This is a genomic window from Tardiphaga sp. P4_G1 (genome assembly GCF_056401215.1).
The window spans coordinates 432,705-458,477 of record NZ_JBFUJU010000006.1 but is presented as its reverse complement, the minus strand read 5'-3'; the positions used below and the strand labels follow the sequence as shown (position 1 = coordinate 458,477).

24 protein-coding genes are annotated in these 25,773 nt (G+C 62.2%); 7 read left to right on the top strand and 17 right to left on the bottom strand.

Annotated elements, in window-relative coordinates; genetic code table 11:
• Positions 1–8 precede the first annotated feature (8 nt).
• Both AC1DUY_RS17375 and AC1DUY_RS17370 read right to left on the bottom strand, forming a co-directional pair.
• On the bottom strand, positions 9–722 hold the full coding sequence (locus tag AC1DUY_RS17375) for an ABC transporter ATP-binding protein (protein ID WP_439063117.1): 714 nt from the start codon (positions 720–722) through the stop codon (positions 9–11).
• A complete protein-coding gene (locus tag AC1DUY_RS17370) occupies positions 719–1,507 on the bottom strand; it encodes an ABC transporter permease subunit (protein WP_244558582.1) in 789 nt (262 codons plus the stop codon). The genes AC1DUY_RS17375 and AC1DUY_RS17370 overlap by 4 nt, the downstream gene beginning before the upstream one ends.
• Positions 1,508–1,957: 450 nt before the next feature.
• On the opposite strand from AC1DUY_RS17370, the gene AC1DUY_RS17365 reads away from it, so the two are divergent.
• The gene (locus tag AC1DUY_RS17365; protein ID WP_478115829.1) at positions 1,958–3,031 is read left to right on the top strand and encodes an LLM class flavin-dependent oxidoreductase; all 1,074 of its coding nucleotides are present in this window, start codon (positions 1,958–1,960) and stop codon (positions 3,029–3,031) included.
• Positions 3,032–3,172: 141 nt separating this feature from the next.
• Here the strand turns inward: AC1DUY_RS17365 and AC1DUY_RS17360 are convergent, their stop codons facing one another.
• Positions 3,173–3,376 (bottom strand): hypothetical protein, encoded by a 204-nt coding sequence (locus AC1DUY_RS17360; protein ID WP_478115827.1) that lies wholly within the window; start codon positions 3,374–3,376, stop codon positions 3,173–3,175.
• Between the two features lie 369 nt (positions 3,377–3,745).
• On the opposite strand from AC1DUY_RS17360, the gene AC1DUY_RS17355 reads away from it, so the two are divergent.
• Positions 3,746–4,588, top strand: coding sequence for a CmcJ/NvfI family oxidoreductase (locus AC1DUY_RS17355; RefSeq protein WP_478115825.1), 843 nt, complete (start codon positions 3,746–3,748; stop codon positions 4,586–4,588).
• 64 nt (positions 4,589–4,652) lie between these two features.
• On the opposite strand, the gene AC1DUY_RS17350 is transcribed toward AC1DUY_RS17355, so the two are convergent.
• The gene (locus AC1DUY_RS17350) at positions 4,653–5,990 is read right to left on the bottom strand and encodes an LLM class flavin-dependent oxidoreductase (protein WP_478115823.1); all 1,338 of its coding nucleotides are present in this window, start codon (positions 5,988–5,990) and stop codon (positions 4,653–4,655) included.
• Between the two features lie 296 nt (positions 5,991–6,286).
• On the opposite strand from AC1DUY_RS17350, the gene AC1DUY_RS17345 reads away from it, so the two are divergent.
• The 4 genes from AC1DUY_RS17345 to AC1DUY_RS17330 are packed head-to-tail and all read left to right on the top strand — an operon-like array spanning position 6,287 to position 11,509.
• The gene (locus tag AC1DUY_RS17345) at positions 6,287–7,906 is read left to right on the top strand and encodes an ABC transporter substrate-binding protein (protein ID WP_478115821.1); all 1,620 of its coding nucleotides are present in this window, start codon (positions 6,287–6,289) and stop codon (positions 7,904–7,906) included.
• 8 nt (positions 7,907–7,914) lie between these two features.
• Positions 7,915–8,832, top strand: a complete 918-nt coding sequence (locus AC1DUY_RS17340) for an ABC transporter permease (RefSeq protein ID WP_478115819.1) — start codon at positions 7,915–7,917, stop codon at positions 8,830–8,832.
• Positions 8,829–9,743, top strand: a complete 915-nt coding sequence (locus AC1DUY_RS17335) for an ABC transporter permease (RefSeq protein WP_093759199.1) — start codon at positions 8,829–8,831, stop codon at positions 9,741–9,743. The genes AC1DUY_RS17340 and AC1DUY_RS17335 overlap by 4 nt, the downstream gene beginning before the upstream one ends.
• A complete protein-coding gene (locus AC1DUY_RS17330) occupies positions 9,740–11,509 on the top strand; it encodes a dipeptide ABC transporter ATP-binding protein (RefSeq protein WP_478115816.1) in 1,770 nt (589 codons plus the stop codon). Before AC1DUY_RS17335 ends, AC1DUY_RS17330 begins: the two co-directional genes overlap by 4 nt.
• A 28-nt stretch (positions 11,510–11,537) precedes the next feature.
• Here the strand turns inward: AC1DUY_RS17330 and AC1DUY_RS17325 are convergent, their stop codons facing one another.
• The 13 genes from AC1DUY_RS17325 to AC1DUY_RS17265 form a co-directional block, all read right to left on the bottom strand.
• On the bottom strand, positions 11,538–12,140 hold the full coding sequence (locus tag AC1DUY_RS17325) for an RBBP9/YdeN family alpha/beta hydrolase (protein WP_478115814.1): 603 nt from the start codon (positions 12,138–12,140) through the stop codon (positions 11,538–11,540).
• A 65-nt stretch (positions 12,141–12,205) separates the two neighbouring features.
• Positions 12,206–13,597, bottom strand: coding sequence for an LLM class flavin-dependent oxidoreductase (locus AC1DUY_RS17320; RefSeq protein ID WP_478115813.1), 1,392 nt, complete (start codon positions 13,595–13,597; stop codon positions 12,206–12,208).
• Positions 13,598–13,656: 59 nt separating this feature from the next.
• A complete protein-coding gene (ssuD, locus tag AC1DUY_RS17315) occupies positions 13,657–14,817 on the bottom strand; it encodes an FMNH2-dependent alkanesulfonate monooxygenase (protein ID WP_478115811.1) in 1,161 nt (386 codons plus the stop codon).
• Positions 14,814–15,746, bottom strand: a complete 933-nt coding sequence (locus AC1DUY_RS17310) for a sulfonate ABC transporter substrate-binding protein (RefSeq protein ID WP_439064577.1) — start codon at positions 15,744–15,746, stop codon at positions 14,814–14,816. The genes ssuD and AC1DUY_RS17310 overlap by 4 nt, the downstream gene beginning before the upstream one ends.
• 213 nt (positions 15,747–15,959) lie before the next feature.
• Positions 15,960–16,784, bottom strand: a complete 825-nt coding sequence (locus AC1DUY_RS17305) for an ABC transporter permease (RefSeq protein WP_478115810.1) — start codon at positions 16,782–16,784, stop codon at positions 15,960–15,962.
• The gene (locus tag AC1DUY_RS17300) at positions 16,777–17,592 is read right to left on the bottom strand and encodes an ABC transporter ATP-binding protein (RefSeq protein ID WP_478115809.1); all 816 of its coding nucleotides are present in this window, start codon (positions 17,590–17,592) and stop codon (positions 16,777–16,779) included. The genes AC1DUY_RS17305 and AC1DUY_RS17300 overlap by 8 nt, the downstream gene beginning before the upstream one ends.
• Position 17,593: 1 nt before the next feature.
• The gene (locus AC1DUY_RS17295) at positions 17,594–18,601 is read right to left on the bottom strand and encodes an ABC transporter substrate-binding protein (RefSeq protein WP_478115808.1); all 1,008 of its coding nucleotides are present in this window, start codon (positions 18,599–18,601) and stop codon (positions 17,594–17,596) included.
• A 363-nt stretch (positions 18,602–18,964) separates the two neighbouring features.
• Positions 18,965–20,125, bottom strand: a complete 1,161-nt coding sequence (locus AC1DUY_RS17290) for an acyl-CoA dehydrogenase family protein (RefSeq protein ID WP_478115807.1) — start codon at positions 20,123–20,125, stop codon at positions 18,965–18,967.
• A gap of 251 nt (positions 20,126–20,376) precedes the next feature.
• Positions 20,377–20,772, bottom strand: a complete 396-nt coding sequence (locus tag AC1DUY_RS17285) for a hypothetical protein (RefSeq protein WP_116664041.1) — start codon at positions 20,770–20,772, stop codon at positions 20,377–20,379.
• Between the two features lie 19 nt (positions 20,773–20,791).
• Positions 20,792–21,199, bottom strand: a complete 408-nt coding sequence (locus tag AC1DUY_RS17280) for a hypothetical protein (RefSeq protein ID WP_231077799.1) — start codon at positions 21,197–21,199, stop codon at positions 20,792–20,794.
• On the bottom strand, positions 21,196–22,386 hold the full coding sequence (locus AC1DUY_RS17275) for a glycosyltransferase family 4 protein (protein WP_093759189.1): 1,191 nt from the start codon (positions 22,384–22,386) through the stop codon (positions 21,196–21,198). The genes AC1DUY_RS17280 and AC1DUY_RS17275 overlap by 4 nt, the downstream gene beginning before the upstream one ends.
• 8 nt (positions 22,387–22,394) lie before the next feature.
• Positions 22,395–23,675 carry a glycosyltransferase gene (locus AC1DUY_RS17270; protein WP_478115806.1) on the bottom strand — a complete coding sequence of 427 codons (1,281 nt, stop codon included), beginning with the start codon at positions 23,673–23,675 and terminating at the stop codon, positions 22,395–22,397.
• Positions 23,672–24,562 carry a WecB/TagA/CpsF family glycosyltransferase gene (locus tag AC1DUY_RS17265; RefSeq protein ID WP_439057515.1) on the bottom strand — a complete coding sequence of 297 codons (891 nt, stop codon included), beginning with the start codon at positions 24,560–24,562 and terminating at the stop codon, positions 23,672–23,674. The genes AC1DUY_RS17270 and AC1DUY_RS17265 overlap by 4 nt, the downstream gene beginning before the upstream one ends.
• Positions 24,563–24,574: 12 nt before the next feature.
• Here AC1DUY_RS17265 and AC1DUY_RS17260 point away from each other — a divergent pair, with 12 nt between their 5' ends.
• Positions 24,575–25,771 carry an endo-1,4-beta-xylanase gene (locus AC1DUY_RS17260; RefSeq protein ID WP_478115803.1) on the top strand — a complete coding sequence of 399 codons (1,197 nt, stop codon included), beginning with the start codon at positions 24,575–24,577 and terminating at the stop codon, positions 25,769–25,771.
• Positions 25,772–25,773 lie beyond the last annotated feature (2 nt).

Below are 25,773 nucleotides of genomic sequence, written 5' to 3'. Positions count from 1 at the left end.
AGGTGGAATCAGGCGACCTGGAGATTGGTGGCGACGCCGAGTTCGCGAAGCAGTTGATCGCGGGATGCAGCCGGCCCGCCATGAGTGTCGGCGCGGTGCTCGGAGGCGATCACGCCGTTGCGCATCACCAGAATTCGGTCGGCCAGAGCAATTGCCTCATCGACGTCATGTGTAACGAGAAGAACACCAGGCTGGTGGCGGGCGACCAGCTCCTTGACCAGCACATGCATGCGAATTCGCGTCAGCGCGTCCAGTGCTGCGAAGGGCTCGTCGAGCAACAGCAGCCGGGGCTCCTGCACCAGTGCGCGGGCGAGGGCGACGCGCTGCGCCTGTCCGCCAGACAGATTACGCGGCCAGTCGTCCAGCCGGTCGCCGAGTCCGACCTCGACCAGAGCAGCGGCGGCGCGCTTGCGCGGATCCGCGCCGGGAAGGCCGAGCGAGACATTCTGCCAGAGCGTGTCCCAGGGCAGCAGGCGATGTTCCTGAAACACCACGGCAGGTCGTCCCGGCGCATCGATATGTCCGCCCTGGATCGGGTCGAGGCCGGCGAGGGCGCGCAGCAACGTCGTCTTGCCGCAGCCGCTCTCACCGAGAAGTGCGACGAATTCACCGCGCCCGATGCGAAGATCCAGCCTGTCGATCACCACCCGCGGGCCATAGGCCCGCGTCAGGCCACTCACGGTGACGGCGTTTTCGCTTGATGTCACGGATGTCGGGCTCATGATCGTGCGCCCTTGCCGTAGTTCGGATGCCAGGCGAGCAATTTGCGTTCGAGCAGCCGGGCGATGGAGTCGGCGGCAACGCCGATCAGCGCGTAGATCACGATGGTCAGCACGATCACGTCGGTGCGCAGGAATTCACGGGCGTCCATGGCGAGGAATCCGAGGCCGGATTGCGCGCCGACGGTCTCGGCCACCACAAGCGCCAGCCATGCCGTGGCCAGCGAATAGCGGACACCGGTGAGGATCGACGGCAGCGCGCCGGGCAGGATGATGCGCCGGATCAATTGCAGCGTGGACAGCCCCTGGACGCGGCCAAGCTCGACCAGCTTCGGATCGATCTGGCGAATGCCGAGGGTGGTGTTGATATAGATCGGGAAGGCGACGCCGAGCGAGACCAGAAAGATCTTCTGTCCTTCGCCGACGCCGAACCAGACGATGACGAGCGGCACGAGGGCGAGGAACGGGATCGCGCGGATCATCTGCACGCTGCGATCGATCAATGCTTCCGCGATGCGCGAGAAGCCCACCAGCGTGCCGAGGATGAAGCCGATGCTGCCGCCGATTGCAAAGCCCGCGGCCGCACGCAGCAGGCTGACGCCGAGATCGTTCAGCAGCGAGCCCGACAAAGTCAGCTTCCACGCCGTGCGCAGCACCTTCGAAGGTGCAGGAAGCACTTGCGGCGACAGCCAACCGGCCTGCGCCAGCGCTTCCCATACAACGATGAGGACGACTGGCGCGATCCAGGACAGGACGATCAGATTTGGCTTCAGGCCGGGTTTGGCAATGGCGGAAGCGTTGCGCGCGGGTGTCGGCGTTGCGGGCGCGCGATACTCCTGTTGAATGACGTAGTCGACGTTGCTCACCCTGCCATCCATTGCTGCAGTTCTGAAATTCAGCGGAGATGATAGAGCAACAAAAAGCGCAGCGTCTTCGGTTTCTTCGGCAAAACCATTCTCCATGCGATATTAGATCAGTTTGATATCCGAGCGACGCGATTGAGAGGTGAACGATCTTTTGCAGTGCTTGTTTTTGGAAAATGAAGCTGCGTGTTGCCTTAAAATTTGATCGGCCCGAAGCGCAGTGGAATTTTCTTGTGGTGCTATGCGTCATGCGAAGAAGAAGTTTCTCGTTCGATCCGCGCTATTTTGCCGCCGATGTCATGAGTGCATGGCGGTGCTTGCATTGTCGTGTGCGGGTCGTTTTATAGCGAGAGCGACGTGAATATGAGGCAGACAATGAGCACGAATCCTCTTCGATTTGGCGTCTGGGCACCGGTGCATGGGCCACGGGCGTCGCATCATGATCCTGAAGAGCCGTATGATGCGTCGTGGGAGCGCAACAAGGCGCTGGTCCTGCAGGCCGAGGCACTGGGTTACGATTCGACTCTGATCGCGCAGCACACCATCAATCCGCATCAGGAAGATCTCGATCAACTCGAGACCTGGAGCTCGGCAGCGGCGTTGGCTGCGCTGACCAGCCGGATCGAGATCATTGCGGCGATCAAGCCCTATCTGTTCCATCCGGTCGTACTCGCCAAGATGGCACTGCAGATCGAGAATATCAGCCGCGGCCGCTTTGCGCTCAATCTGGTCAATGCATGGAACAAGCCGGAGCTGGAGAAGGCCGGCATCGGCTTTGCCGAGCATGACGATCGCTATGCCTATGGCAAGGAATGGATCTCGATCGTTGCGCAGCTGACGAGCGGGGAACGGCTGACGCACAAGGGCGAAAATTTCGATGTCCGAGACTACGCGCTACGGCCGAAGGACCTGTACCGCGCGCGGCCTGCGATCTATGTCGGCGGCGAGTCGGAGCCGGCGCGCGAACTGGTCGCGTCCCACGGCGATGTCTGGTTCATCAACGGCCAGCCGCTGGCCGATGTGGCAGCGCTGATCGCCAATGTGGCGGCACGACCGCGCGCCGGCGCACCGCTGCGTTTCGGCCTGTCGGCCTTCGTGATCGCGCGTGAGACTGACGCAGAAGCCGAGCAGGCACATCAGCGTCTGCTGGCGCTCGCCGCGCAGGACGCGCCGATGAAGGCCATCCAGCGTGCCAATACCGATCCCAAGGTCGTGATGATGCAGACGATGCAGAAGTCGCCGCGGGTCGGCACCAATGGCGGCACCGCTGCGGGTCTGGTGGGAAGCTACGAGGCGGTCACCGCTCGCATCCGCGAATTCCATGCCGCCGGCATCGAGTTGTTCATGCTGCAGTTCCAGCCATTGGAGAGCGAGATGCAGCGTTTCGCCGAGCATGTCTTTCCGCGGGTGAAGAGGGAGGCAGCTTTGCTGAAGGCCTCGCGCGGTTGAGTTGACACCGCGAAGCGGTCTTGCCGGAAGGCGAGAGCCCCGCTTAGCCAAACCACCACACGAACAGGCTGAGGAACGTCGCGTGTCCCAGTACCAAAGCGATCATCTTTCCGAGATACATGCCTTGGTTCCTTCTCCTGTCTACATGGCTGATGCGTTGTCTCTAACTGTATCGACGCGGAGTGCCTGCAGGGCGCGATCGAGTTGCTGGGCTGGTGTCACTGTGGCTGCAGCATTCCGGGACGTGTCAGGCTTGGGCTGATGGGCAGCGTGATAGGTCTCGACGGCCGTCGCAAGCGCGAGAGCACCTGCGATGGCGACGGCGAGACGTGGCGGATGTGGCATCAATTCGACTCCTGAAGGCGCCCATTAACGCTCCACACAGCGCGCTTGGGAATTCCAAAGTTGGGCCGAACGGCTTCCAATCCTTCTTTCGGAGCGTCGGTCATGAGGCGTAAATGCTTGCGGATGCAAGCGATGTCCCGCCTTACGTGGGAACACCGATGCCGAACGTCATTCACGATGGTCGTGATCACAACATTAAACATCTTCAATCGGTATCAATGCTGAAATCGCATCATCTGTTTTCACGCTGCCGGGAAATGACGTTCTTATTTGAAAAGTCCCATTGGCGCGGCGGGTCGCCGGGATCAGATTGAAGCAAATGGGCCGCATGAAATGCGTGATGAGCCCATGTCAATCGGGAGAACCATCATGGGATTGCTCAACGAAAAGATCACGGCCGGTGCATTCGTCACCGCGGATCTGAACTATCTGGCACCGATCAATGGCCGCCCTCGTACCTATACATTCGATCCTCCGGCCGGCGAGCCGCGTTCCACTGCGGAGCCGGAGCCGCATGCGGTTGCGATCCATGATGCGCGACCGAGCATCGATCAGTGGTCGCTCGATGAACACGGCTTTGCGGTGGCGCACCAGCACAGCGCGGTATCCGATTTCTACGACGACGAGAACGTCAAGGACGTCTACTATCTCGAAGCCGAGAAGCTGCTGAAAGACATCACCGGCGCGAGCCGCGTCTTCATCTTCGATCATACCGTGCGTAAGCGCGTCGACGGCGTCAATGACCGCGTCGACGGCCCGCGCCAGCCTGTCGCCCGGGTACATGTCGATCACACCGATAGATCGGGTCCGCAACGTGTTCGCGATCTGATCCCGGAGGACGCAGAAGAATTACTCAAGGGGCGCGTGCAGATCATCAATCTGTGGCGTCCGATCCGCGGCCCGTTGAAGGATTCGCCGCTGGCGGTCGCCGATGCGCGCACCGTTCGCTTTGACGAGCTGGTGGGATCGGATCTGGTCTATCAGCACCGGGTCGGTGAAACCTACGCGGTGAAGTTCAATCCGCAGCATCGTTGGTACTACGTGCCGGATATGACGCCCGACGAGATATTGCTGCTGAAGTGCTATGATTCGACCAAAGACGGCGTCGCACGTTTCGCTCCGCACACGGCGTTTGCCGATCCGACCGCGCCTGCTGATGCGCCGCCGCGAGAGAGCATCGAGCTGCGCGCGCTGGTGTTCCACGCGCCATAGGGCAGGTTAGAGCGACCATGAATGCTCCCGCCGATCGTGACGGGAGCATTCACCTATGGTGCTATCACGCCGTGACGGCCGCTGCGGGACGCTTTGCATAGCGGCTGGGCGGACGTTCGAGTCCGAAGTGGTCGCGCAGCGTGGTGCCCTCGTAGTCGCGGCGGAAGATGCCGCGCTTTTGCAATAGGGGGACGACTTCGTCGACGAACACGGCCAGGCCCGTCGGGAGTACGTCAGGCATCAGGTTGAAGCCATCGGCGGCACCGGCCCTGAACCAGGCCTCTATATCGTCGGCGATCGCCTCGGGCGTTCCGACGATGATGCGATGGCCGACGCCGCCGCCCAGCGCCTTGAGCAGTTGTCGCACCGTCAGATTATCCTTGCGGGCCATGGCAACGGTGCCCTTGAACATCGTCTGATTGGCATTGGCGGGCAGTGGGATGTCCGGCAATGGCTTGTCGAGTTCGAGGATCTCGGGCGGGACATGCAGTGTTCCTGCGAGCCGCGACAGGCTGTACTGGATCGGCACCAGGTCCCACAACTCATCCTGCCGTCGCTGCGCCTCGGCCTCGGTGCTGCCGATGATGGTCGCGAGGCCCGGCAGGATCACGATGGAATCCGACGGGCGGCCATAGGCGACGGCTCGCGCCCGCAGATCACGCGCATAGGCGACGCCGTCCTCGATCGATTGCGACAGCGTGAACACCGCATCGGCCTGCGCCGCGGCGAGGTCGCGGCCGTCGCTGGAGCCGCCAGCTTGGACGGTGATCGGCCGTCCCTGCGGCGAACGCGGCACGGTCAACGCGCCGGCCACGGTGTAATGCGTGCCGCGATGATCGATGGCGTGGACCTTCGACGTATCGACGAAACGTGCCGTCGCCTTGTCGCCGACAAAGGCATCGTCTTCCCAACTGTCCCATAGCGCGTGCACGACTTCGGCGAATTCCTTCGCGCGCTCATAGCGCAAGCCGTGTTCGAGCACGTTCGAGAGGCCGAAATTGCGGCTCGCAGACGCGTCCGCCGTGGTCACTGCATTCCAGCCGACGCGTCCGCCACTTGCATGGTCGAGCGTCGCGAAGCGCCGTGCGATGTTATATGGCTCGTTATAGGTCGTGGATGCAGTGGCGATCAGGCCGATATGCGTGGTCGCCGCAGCCACGCTTGCCAGAACGATGGTCGGCTCCATGGATTGAAACGGCCGCAGGTCGATGCGGTCGGTGATGGCCGGCGTGTCGGCGAGAAAGATCGCGTCGAATTTTCCGCGCTCAGCGATCTTCGCGACATTCACATAATGCTGCACATCGTAGAACGCGCCGGGATCGCTGTCCGGCAGCCGCCATGCCGATGCATAAACCCCGGAATGGAGCAGGTTCACGTTGAGATGCAGTTTGCGTTCACTCATGGAGCATTCCTGATGGGCGAGGCGGAGAGCGATCCAGTTGTCTTCGGGCCCGCACGTATGACATTCGCCCACTGATCGCATCGCATCGCGAATGATCTTTCAAACTTGGTGTCGCGACGGTGAGATCGCGTGAAGTGCATTGTCTTTGCGCGGATTGCAGATTTAGATCGCGCTACAAATTGCTACCGCGTTGCAGCGCTCAGATGAAGTGGCAACTCCATGCCATCGATCACTTCAGAAAATGCGAGACGTTGCTGCTGCGGTTGGTAGTGAAAAACACCAACGGACGGTCCCCAATGAGGAAGATTAGTATTTCGCCACGCACTGCGATCGTCATCGCGTCGGTCATGCTGGGCGGACAGCTTGCGCAGGCGCAGGAAGGCAAGCCGGTTTCCGGCGGTGCCATCACATGGGGCGTTGCGACCGAGCCGAGCTGCTTCGATCCGCATCGCGCCTCGCAGCAGGCTGCATTTTTCGTGGCGCGCAACTATATCGACTCGCTGGTTGGCAAGAAGACCGACGGCACCTTCGCGCCATGGCTGGCGACTGAGTGGTCGATCTCGCCGGACGGCAAGGAATATACGTACAAGCTGCGCGAGGACGTCGTCTTCCACGACGGCGAGAAGTTCGACGCGGCGGCGGTGAAGGCGAATTACGATTTCGTCAAGAAGCCGGAAAACGCCACCAATGCAGTCGCGCTGCTGCAATATTTCGACCGGGCCGAAGTCGTGTCGCCCTATGTCGTCAAATTGATCCTGACGCAGCCGGATTCGACGTTCCTGGAGTCCACGTCCAACGTCAAACTGGGCATCATCTCGCCAAAGGCCCTCGCCAAGGGCGACCTGTGCGGCGGTGGGCCGCTTCTGGCGGGCAGCGGACCATTCGTGTTCGAGCGCTACAGCCGCGGCCAGTCGGCGGTGTTCGTCCGCAACAAGGATTACAAGTGGGGACCGAGTTACGCCGCGCGTACCGGCCCGGCCTATCTCGATCGCGTGACGCTGCGGTTCCTGCCGGAGGCCGCGGTGCGGGCCGGCGCGCTGACGTCGGGACAGGTCGATCTGATCGAAGGCGTGCAGCCGACCGATGTGGCGCTGTTTGCGGATCAGGCCGAGTTCAAATTGCTGACCGGCCCGTCCGGCGCCAGCACGTCATTCACGTTCAACATCAACTACACCATTCCGCCTGCGGATGACGTGCGGGTCCGGCGCGCGCTGCGAGACGGCTTCGATCTCGAGCCGCTGGTCAAGCAGGTCTATCTCGGTACGGTGCCGCGAGCATGGTCCATCATCGGCCCGGCCAACCCGGCCTATAACAAGGCGTTGGTCGGTGCATGGGGCAACAATATCGCGGGTGCCAACAAGCTGCTCGACGAAGCCGGCTGGACCGGCCGCGACGCCGAAGGCTTCCGCACCAAGAACGGCGTACGCCTGAAGATCGACGTCGGCTATCCGCAGCCTTACGTCCGCGACAACCGCGAAGTGTTGATCCAGGGCATCCAGGCCGCGCTGCGCAAGAATATCGGATTCGATCTCAACCTGCGCATCATCACCGCCGGCGAATATGCCAAGAACAACGCCAATGGCAACTGGACGATCTATCCGAACACCGACAATCCATCGGATCCCGCGCGGGAGTTGTGGGACATGCTCGGCTCCAAAGGGTTTCTGTATTCCAACATCGCCAATCCGGATCCTCAGATCACGGGTCTGATCGATGAAGCGCTGCGCTCGACCGATGTGACGAAGAAGCGTGCCCTCACCGATGAAATCCAGAAGCTCGGCGTCGATCAGGCCTTCATCGTGCCGATGTTCGCTCCGAGCTGGTTTCTAGCGGCGAAGAACAACGTCAACGGGCTGAGCTTCGAGGCGGGTCTGGACTCGCCGTCGAGCGCCTATGACTTCTGGCTGGCGAAGTAGACGAGATCATGTGGTCTCGTATCATTTCCAGATTGCTCACAAGTCTCGTGGTGGCCTGGGCAAGTGTGACGGCGGCATTCTTGGCGCTGCACGCCTTGCCGGGGCGCATCCAGGATATCCTGGCGGGCGATCTGGAATATCCAGGGCTGCGCGAGGCGATTGCGGCGGAGTGGGGGCTCGATCGCAGTCTGCCCGCGCAGTACCTGGATTTTCTTCTGCGCATCCTGCAGGGCGATTTCGGCACGTCCTATGTGCTGCGTCAGCCCGTCACCGAGGTCGTGGGATCGCAACTGATGCCGACGGTGCAGCTCGCGCTGCTCGGGGGCATACTGGCGATCATCATTGCGATCGCGCTCGCGTTGCTGACGGCAGGGCGTGGTCGCATCTCGCGCCAGATCGCATCCTTTCTGGAACTGGTGTTCGCATCGACGCCGGTGTTCTGGCTCGGCATTCTGCTGCTGATGGCGTTCTCGTTCACGCTGCGCTGGTTTCCGGTGTCCGGGGCCAGTGGCTGGCAGTCGATTGTGCTGCCGTCGCTGACACTGGCACTGCCGACGGCGGGCCTCCTCGCGCAGGTGCTGCGTGAGGCGATGGAAAAGACGCTCGATCAGCCCTTCGTCACTACGGTGCGTTCGCGTGGCGTCGGCGAGCTCGTGATCCGCGCGCGCCATGTGCTCCGGCATGCCCTGCTGCCGGCGGTGACGCTGGGTGGCTGGCTGATCGGCGGACTGCTCGGCGGCGCTGTGATCACGGAGAAAGTCTTCGGGCGTCCGGGTCTCGGCACCGTGACGCTCGGCGCCGTGCTGACCCATGATGTGCCGGTGGTGCTGGCCGTGGTGCTGCTGGCCGCTTTCATCCATGTCGCAGCCTCGACCGTGCTCGACATCCTGTATCTGCTGATCGATCCGCGACTGAGGGCGCAATGAACATTCAAACGCGTTCGCTCGCGGACTTGTCCGTCGCGCTCGACCCGCAGGTCAATCCGCCCGGTGCGGTGGAACCAGTGACGACGGCGGCCGTGATCGCGCCGCGATTGTTGTCGCCGGGCCTTGCGATCTCTCTGGCGTTTCTGTTCGTGCTGCTGCTGGCCGCGACATTCCCACGCGCCTTCACCCAGTTCGATCCGCTGATCGGGGATTATGCGCTGGGGCTGAAGCCGCCGAGCTGGGAGCATCTGTTCGGCACCGACCGGCTCGGCCGCGACGTGTTCGCGCGGACCATCCACGGCACGCGCTATTCGCTCCTGATCGGGCTCGGCGGCATGGCGATCAGTCTGGCCTTCGGCATCGTGCTTGGCATTCTCGCCGGACAGCGCAACCGCTTCCTCGACGAGGCGACGTCGCGCGTGTTCGACGTGCTGTCGTCATTCCCCGGCGTGCTGCTGGCGATGCTGGTGGTCACGTTTCTGGGGCAGGGTATGCTCAACATCGCCATTGCCGTGGGCATTGCCGGCATCCCGAAATTCGGTCGCGTGATCCGTGCCCAAACGCAATTGGTGCGCGATGCCGATTACGTGACGCATGCCGTCGTCTATGGCCTCGGTCGCTGGCAGATCTTCATCCGCCACGTGCTGCCGAATGTCTTGGTCGCGGTGCCGGTGATCGCGACGGTCTATATCGGCAATACGATCCTCGCGGTGTCGGGCCTCAGCTTTCTGGGGCTCGGCCCGCAACCTCCGACGCCGGAATGGGGCGTGATGCTGGCGGAGAGCCGCGATGTGCTGCGCGTGGCGTGGTGGCCGGGCGTATTTCCCGGACTCGCCATCACGCTGACGGTGATTGCCTTCACGCTGGTCGGCAATGCCATCCAGAAACGGTTCGAAGGACGGCTGGCATGACGGACAAACCATATCTGGTCATTCCACAGCCCGATGATCTGCTGATCGACATCGAGGGCCTCTCGATCGGCTTTGCCGGCGCCAATGGCGGCGTGCCTATCGTCCGGAACTTCGACCTGACGATCCGCCGCGGCGAATGCGTGGCTTTGGTCGGCGAGTCCGGATCGGGCAAGAGCATCACCGCACGCAGCCTGCTCAACCTGTCCGGCGATGGGGCCGAGGTCGACGCTGATCGATTCCAGATCAAGGGCCGCAATGCGTTGCAGTTTCGCGAAACCGACTGGCGCAAGCTGCGCGGCACGGTCACCGGCCTTGTCATGCAGGATGCGCTGGTGTCGCTGGATCCGCTACGCACCATCGGCCAGGAAGTCGGCGAGGTGCTCTCCGCGCATCGGACGTTACGTGGGCGACACACAGTTGCCGCACGTGTCACCGATGTGCTCCGCAAGGTCGGCATTCCCGATCCCGAACATCGAGCTACACAATATGCGCATCAACTCTCGGGCGGTTTACGCCAGCGCGCACTGATTGCGTCGGCCATTGCAGCTGATCCAGATCTCATCATCGCAGACGAACCGACCACATCGCTGGACGTCACCGTCCAGGCGCAGGTGCTCGCCGTATTGGCCGAGCGCGTGCGGGAAGGCGCCGGGCTGCTGTTGATCAGCCACGATCTCGCTGTCGTGGCTGGAATCGCCGATCGGGTGATTGTGATGCGCGACGGCCGCATCGTGGACAGTGGAGCTACGGCGGATGTCTTGCGCCGTCCGCGCCATCCCTATACGCGCCAGCTTCTTGCTGCGATCCCATCCGCTGATTCAAAAGGACATCTGCTCGCCTCCGCCCGGTTTGACGTCGCCGGCGCCGAAGGCGGCAGCACCAACGGGTCTATCATCGTCCGCGAGCCGCTTCCGGCCCGCAAGCCATCGGATGACGCCGTGGTGCTGCAGGTGGACGGCATATCGAAGCGATACGTATCGCGGCGGATGTCTGGCCGCGAGCCGCCGCTTCCGGCGCTGGATCGGGTCAGTTTTGCTATGAAGGCCGGCGAGGTTGTCGGCATTGTCGGCGAGTCCGGTTCGGGCAAGTCGACCTGCGCCAAGATCGTGCTCGGACTGCTCGCGCCGGATGAGGGCGAGGTGCGCCTGCTTGGGCAGCCGTGGTCCGGGGTGGCGGAGGCCGAGCGGCGCGCGCTGCGCGCAAGGCTGCAATATATCCCGCAGGATGCCCTCAGCAGTTTCGATCCGCGCTACCGGGTCGCTGATGTGATCGCCGAAAACCTGGCCGGTGATGCGCGCGAAAAGCGCGACCGCATCGTCGCGCTGCTCGAGCAGGTCGGGCTGAACGCCGGTCATCTCGGTCGCACTCCGCGGTCGCTGTCGGGCGGCCAGCGGCAGCGTGTCTCCATTGCACGTGCACTGGCAGCGGAGCCGGACATCATCGTGTGCGACGAGCCGGTATCGGCGCTGGATGTTTCGATCCAGGCGCAGGTGCTGGATCTGCTGAGCGAGCTGCAGGCGCGCCTCGGTACAGCGCTGCTTTTCATTTCTCACGATCTGGGCGTCGTCCAGCATATCGCCGATCGGGTGCTGGTGTTTCACCGCGGGCGGATCGTCGAAGCCGGACCGGTCGATCAGGTCTTTTCCAACCCGGCCGATGACTATACCAGGGCCTTGCTGTCATCGATCCCCGCCATCGAGAGTGCCTTCGTGCGTTCGTCTGCCAATGCGGCGATAGCTGGTCTTTCGACGGCACGATCGGTTTGAACGGAACGACAAGACGGCTTGAAACACTCTACGACGCCGGCACCCGTTTGCCGGTCGTGCGGTTTCGGAATGGCCGTGGCGGGTGCTGTGCCGTCTCGGCTTTTGCTGCCAGTGCATCGACCAGGTGGTGCGCGGCCGGCCACGCGCCATAGCCCGACGCGATATTGATGTGGCCGGCATCGCCCATATTGACGAAGTCCGAGCCCCAGCTCTCGGCCAGCATGCGCGCCCGCTGCAGTGACATGAAGGGATCGTTGCTGCTGGCAACGACAATGCTCGGAAACGGCAGGGATGTCGTCGGCATCGGTGCAAAGTTGCGCAATTGCGGGAATGCGTCGGTGTTCGTTTCCACATCGGCCGGTGCGACCAGAAGTGCGCCGCCGATTTTGATGTCCGGCACCCGCAACGCTGCATGGGCAATGAGGATACAGCCAAGACTGTGGGCGACTGCGATCGCGCCGGGATTGGCATCCGCGCTCGACAGAAGCCGCTCCACCCAGCGATCGAGCACAGGCGCGTCCCAGTCGTCCTGCTCGACGCGGCGCGCAAATGGCGTATGGCTCTGCAACAGGGTCTGCCAGTGGCCGTCCGGTGAGCCGTGAAGGCCCGGAATGATCAGAGCGTCCCGCATGCGTCGATCCCTCTGCTGCTTTGATGCCAGCCCGAGCCGGAGGCCGACGTCGAGTCGTTCGGCCGTTACTCCGCGGCGATAGCGGCTGGCAGCGCGGGGCGGAACGAGGAGGCTGGATGCGGCGCCTGCAGCCGTGCGCGACCGGCACCGAACAGTTTTTCGCGAAGCGTGCCGGGCGCATAGGCACTCTTGTAGATGCCGCGCCGGGTCAGTTCCGGAACCAGCAGATCGACGATGTCCTCGAAGCTGCCCGGCGAGATCGCGAAGGCGAGGTTCAAACCATCGACGTCGGTCTGCGCGACCCAGTCCTCGATGGCGTCAGCCACCTGTTCGGGCGTTCCGACCACGATTGGCCCGATGCCGCCGATGCCGACATGCTCGGCCACCTCGCGCACCGTCCAGGTGCGATCGGGATCGGCGCGGGTGATATTGTCCATCGCCGTGCGGCCGGCCTCGTTGTGGACGTGCTCCACCTTTTGGTCGAGGTCATAGGTCGAGAAATCGACGCCGGTCCAGCCGGACATCAGCGTCAGGGCGCCCTCATGGTTGATGTAGCGACGATACTCCGTATGTTTCGCGGCGGCTTCCTCCTCGGTGCGGCCGAGGATCACCGTCATCATGCTGAACATCAGGATTTCCGACGGGGCGCGCCCTGTCTCTGCCGTAAGCGCGCGGATCGCAGCGACGCGCGGCGCGATCACCTTTGCGGACGGACCGGACATGAACACGCATTCGGCGTGTTGCGCGGCGAACAGTTTTCCGCGCAGCGACGTTCCGGCCTGATAGAGCACCGGCGTTCGCTGCGGTGACGGCTCGGAGAGATGGATGGCGTCGAGTGTGTAGTTCTCGCCATAATGCTGGACGCGGTGAACACGCGACGGCTCGGTGAAGATGCCGCGCGCCTTGTCGCGCTGTACGGCGTCGTCTTCCCAGCTGCCTTCCCACAGCTTGTAGACGACTTCCATGTATTCTTCGGCGACGTTGTAGCGGTCGTCATGGGCGTTCTGGCTGGCCTTGCCCATGCCCTTGGCGGCGCTGTCGAGATAGCCGGTAACGATGTTCCAGCCGATACGGCCATCGGTGAGGTGATCGAGGGTCGACATCCGGCGCGCGAATGGATAGGGCGGCTCGTAAGACAGCGTACAGGTCACGCCGAAGCCGAGATTCTCGGTGACGGCGGCCATCGCCGACACCAGCAGTAGCGGGTCGTTGACCGGCACCTGTGCGGCATTGCGCAATGCCGCGTCCGGATTGCCGCCGAACACGTCGTAGACGCCGAGCACATCTGCAAGGAACAGTCCGTCGAACCGTCCGCGTTCCAGCGTTCGCGCGAGATCGAGCCAGTAGGGCAGGCGATTATAGTCGCCGGAGCGATCGTCGGGATGCGTCCACAGGCCGGGCGACTGGTGCGCCACGCAGTTCATGGCGAACGCGTTGAGGCGAATCTGCTTGGTCATGTGGTGTCCTCCAGATGCCGCGGCGTCATTGCACCGCTGGGATCAAGACCGGCGGCGCGTCAAACTTTTGCTGTCGTCCGGCGGTGATCGGCGAGCGGTTCTCCGAACGGTCCGGTATTGGCGCGGAACTGCCGGACATTGCTGGTTTGTTGCAGCGACAGCAGCGGAAACACCAGTTCGGCAAAGCGATAGGCCTCTTCGAGATGCGGATAGCCGGACAGGATGAACGTATCGATGCCGAGGTCCTGATATTCGCGGATGCGTGCGGCGACGGTGGCGGGATCGCCGACCAGCGCCGTGCCGGCGCCGCCGCGCACAAGGCCAACGCCGGCCCACAGATTCGGGCTGACCTCGAGCCGGTCGCGCCGGCCGCCGTGCAATTGCGACATGCGCTGCTGGCCGACGGAATCCATTCGCCCGAGAATTTGCTGCGCGGATGCGATCGTGTCGTCGGTAAGATGCTCGATCAGTTCGTCGGCGGCCTTCCATGCGGCCTCGTTGGTATGGCGGACGATGACATGCAGCCGAATGCCGAACGTGATCTTGCGGCCGCGCTGCTCGGCAATCCCGCGCACGCGTGCGATCTTCTCCGCGACCTGGGCCGGGGGCTCGCCCCAGGTCAGGTATTTGTCGACGGTATCGACGGCGACATCGATGCCGGCATCCGACGAACCGCCAAAATAGAACGGCGGATGAGGTGTCTGGATCGGTGGATAGAGGATACGACCGTCTTCGACCGTGATGTGTTTGCCCGCGACAGTGACGGCTTCGCCGGCGAGCTCCCGCGCGTAAACATTCAGAAATTCACGGGTGACTTCATAGCGTTCGTCGTGATTGAGGAAGACGCCATCGCCCTTGTTCTCGACGGCATCGCCGCCCGTCACGATGTTGATGAGCAACCGTCCGTTGGTCAGGCGATCCAGCGTGGCAGTCATGCGCGCCGCCACCGTGGGCGACTGCAGTCCGGGGCGCACGGCGACGAGATAGCGCAATCGTTCCGTCCACGGCGCGATGGCCGATGCGATGACCCAGGAGTCTTCGCAATTGCGCCCGGTCGGGAGCAGGGCCCCGTAATAGCCGAGCTTGTCCGCGGCACGCGCAATCTGCCGCAGATAGTCGAAATCGACATCGCGCGCACCGGCCGTGGTTCCGAGATAGTGACCATCGCCGCTGGTCGGCAGGAACCAGAGAATCTTGAGAGCGTCGTCGACTGCGGTCATGGTGCGGGTGTCCCGGCGGCGTCGGCTACGGCAATGGCTTTCGGGATCAGTCCGAGTGCGAGAAACGTATCGGCCAGTTGCTGCTGCTCGGTGATGACCTTGCGATCAATCGGCTTGATCCCGTAGGCCTGCCGCTTGAGCGCGACCTCCAGTACAGGAACCGGCAGGCCGACCGACGGGCTCAACTGTTCGGCCACGGCCTTGATGTCTGTCTTGGCCCAGTCGTCGACTTCCCGCAGGCCTTCGAGAATCGCATCGACCACCTTGGGATCGGATTCCAGGAATTTCTGCGATGACAGATAGAACTGGTAGTTCGACACGGTATCGGTGCCGTCGGCGAGAACCGTCGCCTCGATCGCGGCTTCAGCGGCCGCCTGGAACGGGTCCCAGATCACCCAGGCATCCACGGCACCGCGCTCGAACGCCGCGCGCGCGTCAGCCGGCGCCAGGAACACCGGGGTGATGTCGGAATATTTGACGTTGGCTTTCTCCAGCGCCTTGACGAGGAGATAGTGAACGTTGGAGCCCTTGTTGAGTGCGACCTTCTTGCCCTTCAGCTCGGCGACCGATTTGATCGGACTGCCTTTCGGCACCAGGATCGCTTCGCCCTTCGGCGCTGGCGGCTCGTAGGCGACGTAGCGGATCGGTGCGCCAGCGGCCTGCGCGAAGATCGGCGGCGCCTCGCCGGTGTTGCCGAAATCGAGCGCGCCGACATTGATGGCTTCCAGCAGCGCGGGGCCTGCCGAAAACTCCGTCCACTTGATGTTCCAGCCAAGTGCCTTCAGGCGTGGCTCAAGGCTGCCTTTGCTCTTCAGCAGAACCAGCTTGCCGTATTTCTGGAAGCCAATCCGGACGGTCTTCTCCTGCGCGTGTGCTGATCCGGAACCGATCAACGTGGGAGCGGAGACGACAGCCACGCCGAGACCCATGGCGATGGCGGCTTTCAAGATCATTCGTCTGGCATGCATTGTCGTTGTCCTGCATTGGGGCGTGAAAGGCGCCATCACTGATGACGCATTAGAGTCCCAAGCAGGCGATCTGGGGAATTCCAAAAACCAGGACGATCATGGGTTGATCGCTCTGCACAATGCCGCCATTCGGAGAACGTTGTGCTTCCGGTATTGCCGCCGCAGATTGCTCGCTCAGGCCTGCTCCTGGCCCCAGCGCTCCACCGTGATCCGCGTCAATGTACGAAAGATGACTCCTTCGACGACGAGGCCGATCAGGATCACCGTCAGCAGTCCCGCGAACACGCTGGCCGTCTCCAACTGTGCACGGCTGGTGTATATGAACCAGCCGAGACCGCCGGAGCGCGCGCTGACGCCGAACACGAGTTCGGCAGCGATCAAGGTCCGCCATGCGAAGGCCCAGCCGATCCGCAGGCTCGACAGTATTTGCGGGAACGCCGCAGGCACCAGGATCTCCACGACGAAACGACCGCCGGACAGGCCGAGATTGCGACCTGCCATCCGCAGCGTTGGCGGCACGGCGAGGAAGCCGCCATAGCAGGCCAGCGCCACCGGCCACAGCACCGAATGGACGATGACGAAGATCAGGCTCGGCGTACCGATGCCGAACCACAGCAATGCAACGGGCAGCAGCGCGATGGCGGGAAGCGGATTGAACATGGATGTCAGCAGCCCGAGCGCTTCGTTGCCCCAGCGTGACAGCGCGGCGAGGGTGGTAAGGATCGCGGCGACGGCGACGCCCAGCGCATAACCGGTGATCAGGACGCGCAGCGACGTCAGGGTGCGGTCCGGCAGTTCACCGGAGACGATAGCTGCCCACAGCGCCGACAAAGTTGCGCCCATGGTCGGCAGCAGCAGCGCGTTGTCGAGCCAGCGCGCATAAAGCTCCCAGATCAGCGCGAAGCCGGCGAGGATGACGGCGCGCCGCCAGGGTGTACCGGCGAAGGCGCGCTGTAAAGCGGGCGCGCGCACCAGTTTCGGCGCAGCAATATCAGACATGTTCGGTTTCCGGATCGGCGAACATGCTCTGCTGGATCTGTCGTTCCAGCTCGGCGAAGCGCGCGGTGCCGCGGATGCGGGTGTCGGGCGGCACGTCGAATGTCGCGGCCAGCCGGCCGGGATGCGGCGTTAGTGCGAGGATGCGGGTGCCGACGCGGATTGCCTCGTCGATGCCATGGGTGACGAACAGGGTTGTACTGCCGGTCTCCTCGCACAGCTTCAGCAGTTCGTCCTGCATTTTCCGGCGCGTCAGCGCATCCAGTGCCGCAAACGGCTCGTCCATCAAGAGTAATGCAGGCTCGAGCGCGAAGGCACGGGCGATGGCGACGCGCTGCTTCATGCCGCCTGACAGCGTATGCGGATAGGCGTCGACGAAATTCTTCAGCCCGACGCGGCTGAGCCAGTGGCGCGCCACCTCTTCGGCCTGCGGGCGCGGCAGCGACTTGCCGCGTTGCAGCGCGTAGCGGACATTTCCCAGCACCGTGCGCCACGGCAGCAACTGGTCGAATTCCTGAAACACCGTCATACGATCGGGGCCAGGCGCATCGATGCGCCGCCCGTGTAGCCGGATCTCGCCGGCGCTGGGCTTCAAAAAACCGCCGACGGTACGCAGCAGCGTGGACTTGCCGCAGCCGGACGGGCCGAGCAGCACCAGCCGCTCGCTGGCCGACAGTGTGAAGCTGACATCCTCGACAGCCGTGAGGATGCCGTCGCGGGTGGGATAGCTGATACTGACATGATCCAGCGCCAGCAGCGGCGCCGTTACGGCGTCACCGATGAAGTCAGCCGATCGCGGCGCGACGTTCACGTCAGCTTCCCGGCTTTTCGCCCAGGCCGGACCAGAACAGATCCCGCCACGAGGCCGGTGTCTGCTTGATGAGGCCGACCTTGGCTTCGAAGTCGGCGAATTTCTGCGCACCTTCGGGAATCGTGGTGAAGTTGATGTTCTTGTCGCGGATGATGCTCTCGACGAAATCAGGCGTAAGCTTCGAGTTTTCCGCCTTGATGTAAAGCGCAGTGGCTTCCTTCGGATTGGCCTTGATCCAGTCATTGGCGCGGTCGAGGCCGCGCACGAAGGCCTGGATCGTCTTCGGATTGTCGTTCACGAATTTGGTGGTTGCATAAACCACGTTGAATGTATGCGGGCCGCCGAGCACATCGTAGCTGTTCAGCACCTGGTGCACTTTTCCGCTGGCGAGTTGCTGTTGCGAGAACGGCGGCGAGGTGAAGTGTGCCGTGATCTCGGAGCGACCCGACAGGATCTGCGCCGTTGCGTCCGGATGCGGCATGCTGACGGTGAGTTCGTCGAGCTTGTCGTATTTTCCGAACGCCTTGTCGGCGGCCATCTGCAGCACGATCGGCTGGAAGCCGACCTTGACTGACGGCAGCGCGATGCGGTCCTTCTCGGTGAAGTCGGCGAGTGTCTTGATGTTCGGGTTGTTGGTGGTCAGGATATTGGCCATCGATCCCAAGGCGGCGACGCCGATGATCTTGGCGGTGGTCCGTGTCTTGTCCCAGGTCAGGATCATCGGCGTGATGCCAGCGGTGGCGAAATCCAGCCCGCCGGAAATCAGAGCTTCATTCATCGATGCGGCGCCCGAGAGTCGCAGCCATTCGATCTTCGGCGGTGTGATGCCAAGCGCCTTGGCCTCGTCCTCGATCAAGCCTCGTTCGCTCGCGACGATGAGCGGGAGATAGGCGATCCCGAACTGCTGCGCGATGCGGAGCTGGGCCGTCTCGGCGCGAACGCCTTGCATAGTCGCCGCGACAAAGCCCAATGCGAGCGCGCCGACGTGCAGAAATCTTGCTGTCTTCATGATATGTCTCTTCGGTGCCTGCTGATGCGGCATAAGTGTGCGCTTTGGAGAAGTTGCAACTACACTTCAGGAAATCAAGCAAAGCGTCCAGCACGTAGACGCGATGGCGTCATGTTCGGAAGAAGCCTGCTGGTACCGCGGTGAATGCAGGAGAGTTTTTCTCGGAATGGCTTGTACGAGAGAACATCATTGACCTGTCGGTCAGCAGTTTCAGGGCAGGGTTGCTGATGGGGGGCTGTCTCAAGCGAGGCGTCTGGCAATTTCGGCGCCCGCGCGCCGCCTCAGGATGGCCATCGACCTCCTGACGCCATCCCTGAATGGTCGCAGCGCTCGATCAAACAGCGACGGCTTTTGCCGTGCGCGTCATTGCTGTTCCGTCTTCCAGTCGCGCTTGATCTTCTTGGCGAGCGACCATTTGTGGACTTCGGTCGGGCCGTCATAGATGCGGAAGGCGCGGATCTCGCGGAAGGCCTGTTCGACGATGGTTTCGCCGGAAACGCCGGTGCCGCCCATCACCTGCACGCAACGGTCGGCGATCCGCATCAGCGCTTCCGATACGGCGACCTTGGCCATCGAGCTTTCGGCCGTGCCGAGCGAGCCGGTGTCGAGCACGTCGGCGCACCAGTCGATCATCAGTTCCGACTGTTTGATGTCGATCAGGTTTTCCGCCAGCATGAAGCCGACGCCTTCATGATCGATCAGGGCCTTTCCGAATGCATGGCGACGACAGGCATAGTCGGTCGCGATCTCGTTGGCGCGGATCGCAAGACCCAGCCAACGCATGCAATGCGACAGGCGCGCCGGGCTGAGGCGGATCTGTGCGTATTTGAAACCGTCGCCTGACGCGCCAAGCATCTGGTCTGCCGGGACACGCAGGTTTTCGATCTCGATCTCTGCATGGCCGCCGGGCATCGAATTGTCGATCGTATCCAGCACGCGCAGGGTGCGGATCGCAGGATCGGGCAGATCGACGAGGAACATGCAGGCGCCGTCATCGGACTTCGCCATGACGATACCGACCTTGGCGCCTTCCGCGCCGGTGATGAACTTCTTCCGCCCGTTGATGACCCAGTGATTGCCATCGAGTTTGCAGGTGGTCTGCATCATCGACGGATCGGAGCCGGCGCCGCCTTCGTCTGCCGGCTCGGTCATGAAGAATGCCGAACGTGCTTTGCCCGACACCAGCGGTTCCAGAAAACGCGTCTTCTGTTCGGCTGTGCCGACCTTGCCGAGCAGGTACATATTGCCCTCATCGGGCGCCATCGTGTTGCAGGCAAGCGGACCCAGCGGCGAAAGACCGGATTTGATCAGGGCCTTTGCCGTTTCGCGCTGCGTCAGATGCGACCCATCCGCAAGAATATGCGGGGTCAACACGCCGGACTTGCGGGCCTTGTCGCGCAGCTCTTGCACCAGTTCGTCGCTCGGGCCGTGAGCACCTGTCCGCGGATCTTTCTCATAGGGGATGACTTCGGCGCGGATGAAGGTCTCGATCCTGGCGGCAATGGCGTCGGCGCGATTAGTCATGGAAGCAGATACTCCGGTCGCCCCTTGGGCGAAGCCCTGGGGCGGGATTGAGGCAGGCGGGGCCGATCACGGTACGGGTGGTGGCCGGCGACGAGGTGAGGGATAGCATTTACACGATCAGTATGCCCGATCGCATCGAACTCGGCTACGAGGCATCGATCACCGTGAAGCGTGTCGTGGCGTCACTGACCCGCGCATGGCGTGCTGGTCGGTCGAATCTTGATCGGCTGGTCTTGATCGGTGGAAAACCGCTATTTCGGCGCCGGCTCGGCGGCATCGAGATTGATGCCCGGGAAACGCCGTCTCAGGTCCCGCTTCAGCGATCTGAAATGCTCGATATTGTTTTCGAGCGTCCGCAGCCGTGCTTCGCCGATGCGAATCTCGTCGTCCGATTTCTGCAGGAGTTCCGCCCGTGGGTCCGACTGGCTGTTGACGTCCTCGATCTCGTTACCGCCGACAATTGCGGCGATGGAGATGACGTCTTCCAGTCGACGCTTCAGGCCGTCATGCTCGTATTCTGCACTGCGCAGGCCGGAGTCGATGGTCGCCGCAATGGCAAGAACCAGCCGTTCATCGGTGATGCGATCGCGTTCCGGCGAGCGTGTCCGGAATGTCTCGGACGAGGAGCGAAAGATGCGCTTCAGCATGGCGGCATTTCCCTCTGGCTCAGGTGAGACCCTTGATCTTCTTACACGATGTTGCGGAGCCTGACGACATCTGCACAATGCCCGATGTCGATTTCGTTAGCACGAGTTCCTTGGCGGAGATGAAGCGTAGCGTGGCTCTGGGGTTGGCGTCGCAGAATCGCGACAGCGTCGCCGCGGTGGCGGCTACCGTGTCCTGTTTCGGAATCACCGCGATGGCCCCATCCTTCAGGATGTAGGCATCTTTGACGTTTGGCATCGTCGCCGTCGCGGTGCAGACCTTGAATAGGCCTTCATAGGCCTGTGGCGGCATCGTGAGATCGCCTGCAAGGCCGCCGAGCAGATACTCCCGGCTCTTGTTGCAATTGTCGGCATGCGCGGTGCTTGCGGTGAGCACGAGCAGTGTGATGATGGCAGCGAGCTGTTTCATGCCGATGCCCTCAGCTCCGATCCCGTCTGCAAGGCATCCTCGGATGGCGATGGCCGCTTCAAACCATAGGTTTCTGCGGCACAGCGTTCCCACGACAGATCTCGCGCATGTGCGGCGGCACCGGCGCCGAGGCGCGCCCGCAGCTCATCGTCCTCGGCCAGTTGCCGGATCACATGGGTGATCATGTCGACGCGGGGAGCGACCAGAAGGCCAGACTGGCCGGCGAGCACCGCATCGGGCACACCTCCGATATTGCTTGCGACGCTCGGCAGACCCGTGGCACCGGCCTCGAGATAGACGAGACCGAAGCCTTCGACGCGGCCGGATGAATCCGGCACACCGGTCAGGCAAAAGAAGTCCGCCGCACCGTAGATGTCGCGAATTTCCTCATTCGATAGCGCGCCGAGCAGCCTGACGTCGCAGTCGGACGCCGCGATCATGCCGCGAAGCTCATCGACATAGTCAGCCTCTCCCTGCGGACCGATGACCAGCCAGGTGACGCGCTGACGTAATTCGTCAGGAAGCTGCGCGAGTGCGGCGAGTGTGAGGTGGTGTCCCTTGCGCCGCGTGAGCCGCGCCACAGTGACCATGACGATCCGGTCGGGCGCAATGTCATAGATCGCACGCGTGGCAGCGCGGTCGCTACGCCGGCCCGACCAGAAATCGGAGACGCCAAGGCGAATGGCATGGATGCGGCGTTCGTCGATCGTGAATCTTTTGCGAAACAGCTCGCGTGTGAAGTTGCTATTGGCAGCGACCTCGGTGCGCGGCCCGAACACGCCACTGAAGCGGATCGCCAGTCGCTTCAGTGGCGTCTGAGTCTCATTGATCTCTGTACCGTGCACGGTCATCAGCATTCGGGCCGGCGTGCGGCCGCGCGCGAGTGCGACCGGAATGAAGAAGGGCCAGTCGGCGGCATGCACCACATCGAACGGGGCCGTACCGATCCGGCTGCGCGCCAGCATGATCTTGGCAGGCAGATCACGCGCCGAATGCAATCCGCCGCTGAAGCGGTGGATTGCGAAGGGCATGGCGCGATCGTCGGCTGACATATCCTGTGCGTAATCGGGAGCGACCAGCGTCACCCGCGCGCCGAGCTGCGTTGCGGCCAATGCGATCTCGTGGGCGTAGGTGCCTATCCCGCCGCGTGCGGGAGCATATTCGCTCGATAGCAACAGGATATTCACAAATAACCTCAGTGTGCCGCGGAGGGCGTCATCGTCATGTTGCGCGCATTCTGGATGTCCTGGTGATAGGTAAAGACGCGCGCCAGCTGTGTTGCTGGTGTGAAATTATCGATCGCGCTGGCAACCTGCACCGGGTTGATTTCGCCCGTGCCGATCGCATCGCGGGTATCGAGGAAACGTTGGGCCACGTTCTCGATCATCTCGTCGCGAGATGAGCTGCGGGAAATGAGATAGCCACTCTCGCCATCATGGATCACCGATTCCAGCTGCGGCAGGTGCACGGCGACGACCGGGCGGCCGACGGCAAGCGTCTCGAGCACGCAGCGCGGCATGCCCTCGAATTCCGACGTCAGGATGCCTGCATGGGCATTGGCCAGTGTTGCGGCCATGCCGACAGCGTCCTTGAAGCCGTGCCGGATGGTGATGTCTTCGATCGCGGCGAATTCGGCAAAGCGATGCGGATCGCTGGTCCCGATATAATGGAATTCGAGATGGCCATGCAGCCGCTCGCGCAGGCGGGCGATGGTGCTGAACATCAACGGCGGATCCTTGAACTCGTCAAGGCGCCCCGCGAAGATGATCCGGAACGGCTCGGTCATCGCCGGAAATGGCTGTGGCTTGAAGATGTCGGTGTTGACCCAGGTCCATAGCGTATCGATCTTGCCGCTCTGGTCGGGATAGGTCTTTTGCAGCCGTTCGGTGATGAACGGATTCACGCACAGAAATTTTGCGCTGGTCGTGACCGCGAAACGCTCGCCGATATTGTGCACGAACGAATATTTCTTCAGGAGCGAATCCATTTGCAGCTTCGGGGCGCCCTCGCCATGCAGCATCTGGATGAAGGGGCGGCGCAGCAGCGTCGGCAGCCACGAGAATTCGACACGGCGAAGATCGACTGTGCAGCCGCGCTCGCGGATTAACCGCGAGACCGGGCCGAAATAGCGCAGCAACGCCATGAAGAACTGGCCGGTCAGTGACGAGCGGATGGTGCGCGCGGCCTCTCGGGCCTGTTGGTCGGAGTAGTGCAGGATCGGGAGAAAGTCGAAGTCGCGCCCGCGGAAAGTCAGCCGTCGCACTTCGCCGAGCTTGAGGTCGCCGATCGAATCCACGCCGACGAACAGGATGTCCGTGTCCGTGGGATGGAATGTGATGAAGTCGCGGATATAGGTCTCTAGCCCACCCACCTTCTGGCCGCGCGGATCGAACGGGTGGATGAGGCAGATCTGGTAGCGTTGCTTGGCCGGCGCGGCGTTCCGGGCGCGAAGACCCAGAGTGAGTGTCGAGGTCATGCGGCTTTCCTCATGCGAGCGTTCAGGATTTGTGGAAGCGTACTGGCGATCAAACGTGGCACGGCGGCAGCGCAGCGTGCGTAACGGGGCGCAAGGCGGCGCGGATCCCGCAACATGCGCCAGGCCCATTCGAGACCGGCACGTTGGGTGAACATCGGTGCGCGAACCTGTGTACCTGCGATGAAGTCCAGCGCCGCGCCGAAACACAGGCAGCCCGTCCCGTCCAACTCATCGATACAGCGCGACGCAAACACTTCCTGTCGTGGCGCGCCCAGCGCGAGGAAGCAGAGCTTTGCACCGGATGCGCGGATCTGTGCAATCGCTGTATCGGCTTCCGCTGAATAGGCCTCGAAGTTGCGACCAGGCGCGAAGGTGCCGACGATCTGCAAGCCCTGATATCGTTTGCGCAATTCTGCTGCAGTCTTGTCCAGCGTTGGCCTGTCGGAACCGAACAGAAAGATGGGAAGCCCCTTCTTGCCTGCAGCTTCGCACAAGGGAGCGGCAAGATCAGCACCGGTTGTTCGTGAAATAGGTTTGCCGAGCAGATGACTGAGAACGACGATCGGAAAGCCATCCGCAGTCACGAAGCGTGCGCGCCGGTAGGCCGCGCGAAAGTCGGGCTTTTGTTGCAGATGTACGACATGATCGAGATTGAGCGTGCATACACTGAAGTTATCGCCGCGTTCGGCCGCTTCTACGATCGATAAAACGGCTTCATCGAGCGATGAAACGTTCACGGTGACTCCGTCAACGGTGAGATTTTTGGCGTGTGGCGCCTGCGTCTTCGACATGTCGGTCCCCTGATGACGATGTAGCCGAGGTACGCTTGAACGAAGTGCACACCTGCTTGCTGCCGATGCAGCAAAGAAAAGTGAGTCGAAAATCATCTCCCCGACGTCATGGACATCAAAACGAACTATTGCGACGCAACGATGGCGATGCTGTCGCGCAATATGGAAAAGATAGCAGTCACGATTTTGAATCGATGGAGAGTGGATATGTTCGAATGTTCAAGGAGAAAGTCGCTCGCAGTCATCGCCGGCGCGACAGTCGCTATGCAACAACATGCACTCGGCGCGACTCAAATGCAGAGCCTTGGTACAATTGCGGCAAAAAATGGTTTGATGTTTGGCGCGGCTGCGGGGCCGGTGATCGACAAGGATGTCGGATATCGTGAGCTTTACACAACACAGACGAAAATTATAACGACGGACATCGCTCTGAAAATGGGCACGCTTGCGCCGATGGCGGGTCCGAAGCGATTCGAGAGCGCCGATCGATTGCTACAATTTTGTGCGAGCAATCGCATTCCCATGCGCGGTCATTGTCTGATCTGGAACGAATGGGTTCCGCAGTGGATCAAGTCCATGAGCAATTCCGAGCGACAGGCCTTCTTCGATAGTTATATCGATGAAGTCGCCGGGCGCTATGCCGGCCAATTGCAGTCATGGGACGTCGTGAATGAGCCGTTCTGGCCCGGTCACAAGGCACCCGGCGGCTATCGCCTTGGCCCGTGGTACGATGCCTTTGGCACTGATTATATCAGGCGCGCCTTCGCGCGGGCCGGTGCTGTGGATAAGAAGACTAAACTTGTGCTCAATGAGGCACAGGCGGAACGCGATGATGATGTCGGTCTCGCGGTGCGCGCCGGATTGTTGCGTCTGGTCGATGAGTTGCAGCACGCCGGTGTCCGGCTTGATGTCGTCGGTCTACAGGGCCACTTGCAGCCGCGCTATCCGCATGATCCTCAGCGGTTTCTGGAATTCGTCCACGCGCTCGCCGAACGCAAGGTCGACATCTACATCACCGAATTCGATGTCCGCGACGACACGTTCCCCGATGATGTAGCCACGCGCGACAAGATGATTGCGGAGACCGGCGGGAAATTCCTCGAGACGGTGCTACAGGTCCCGGCGGTCAAGGCCGTGATCGCGTGGCAGCTGTCCGATCACTATTCATTCTATACGGACGCCGCGAGAAAGAAGAATCCTCTCGCAGAACGACTGCCACGGCCGCTGCCGTTCGATGAGAACATGCAGAAAAAGCCGCTGTGGTACGCAATGGCCCGTGCGCTGGAGACCGCCAAACGGTCGTGACG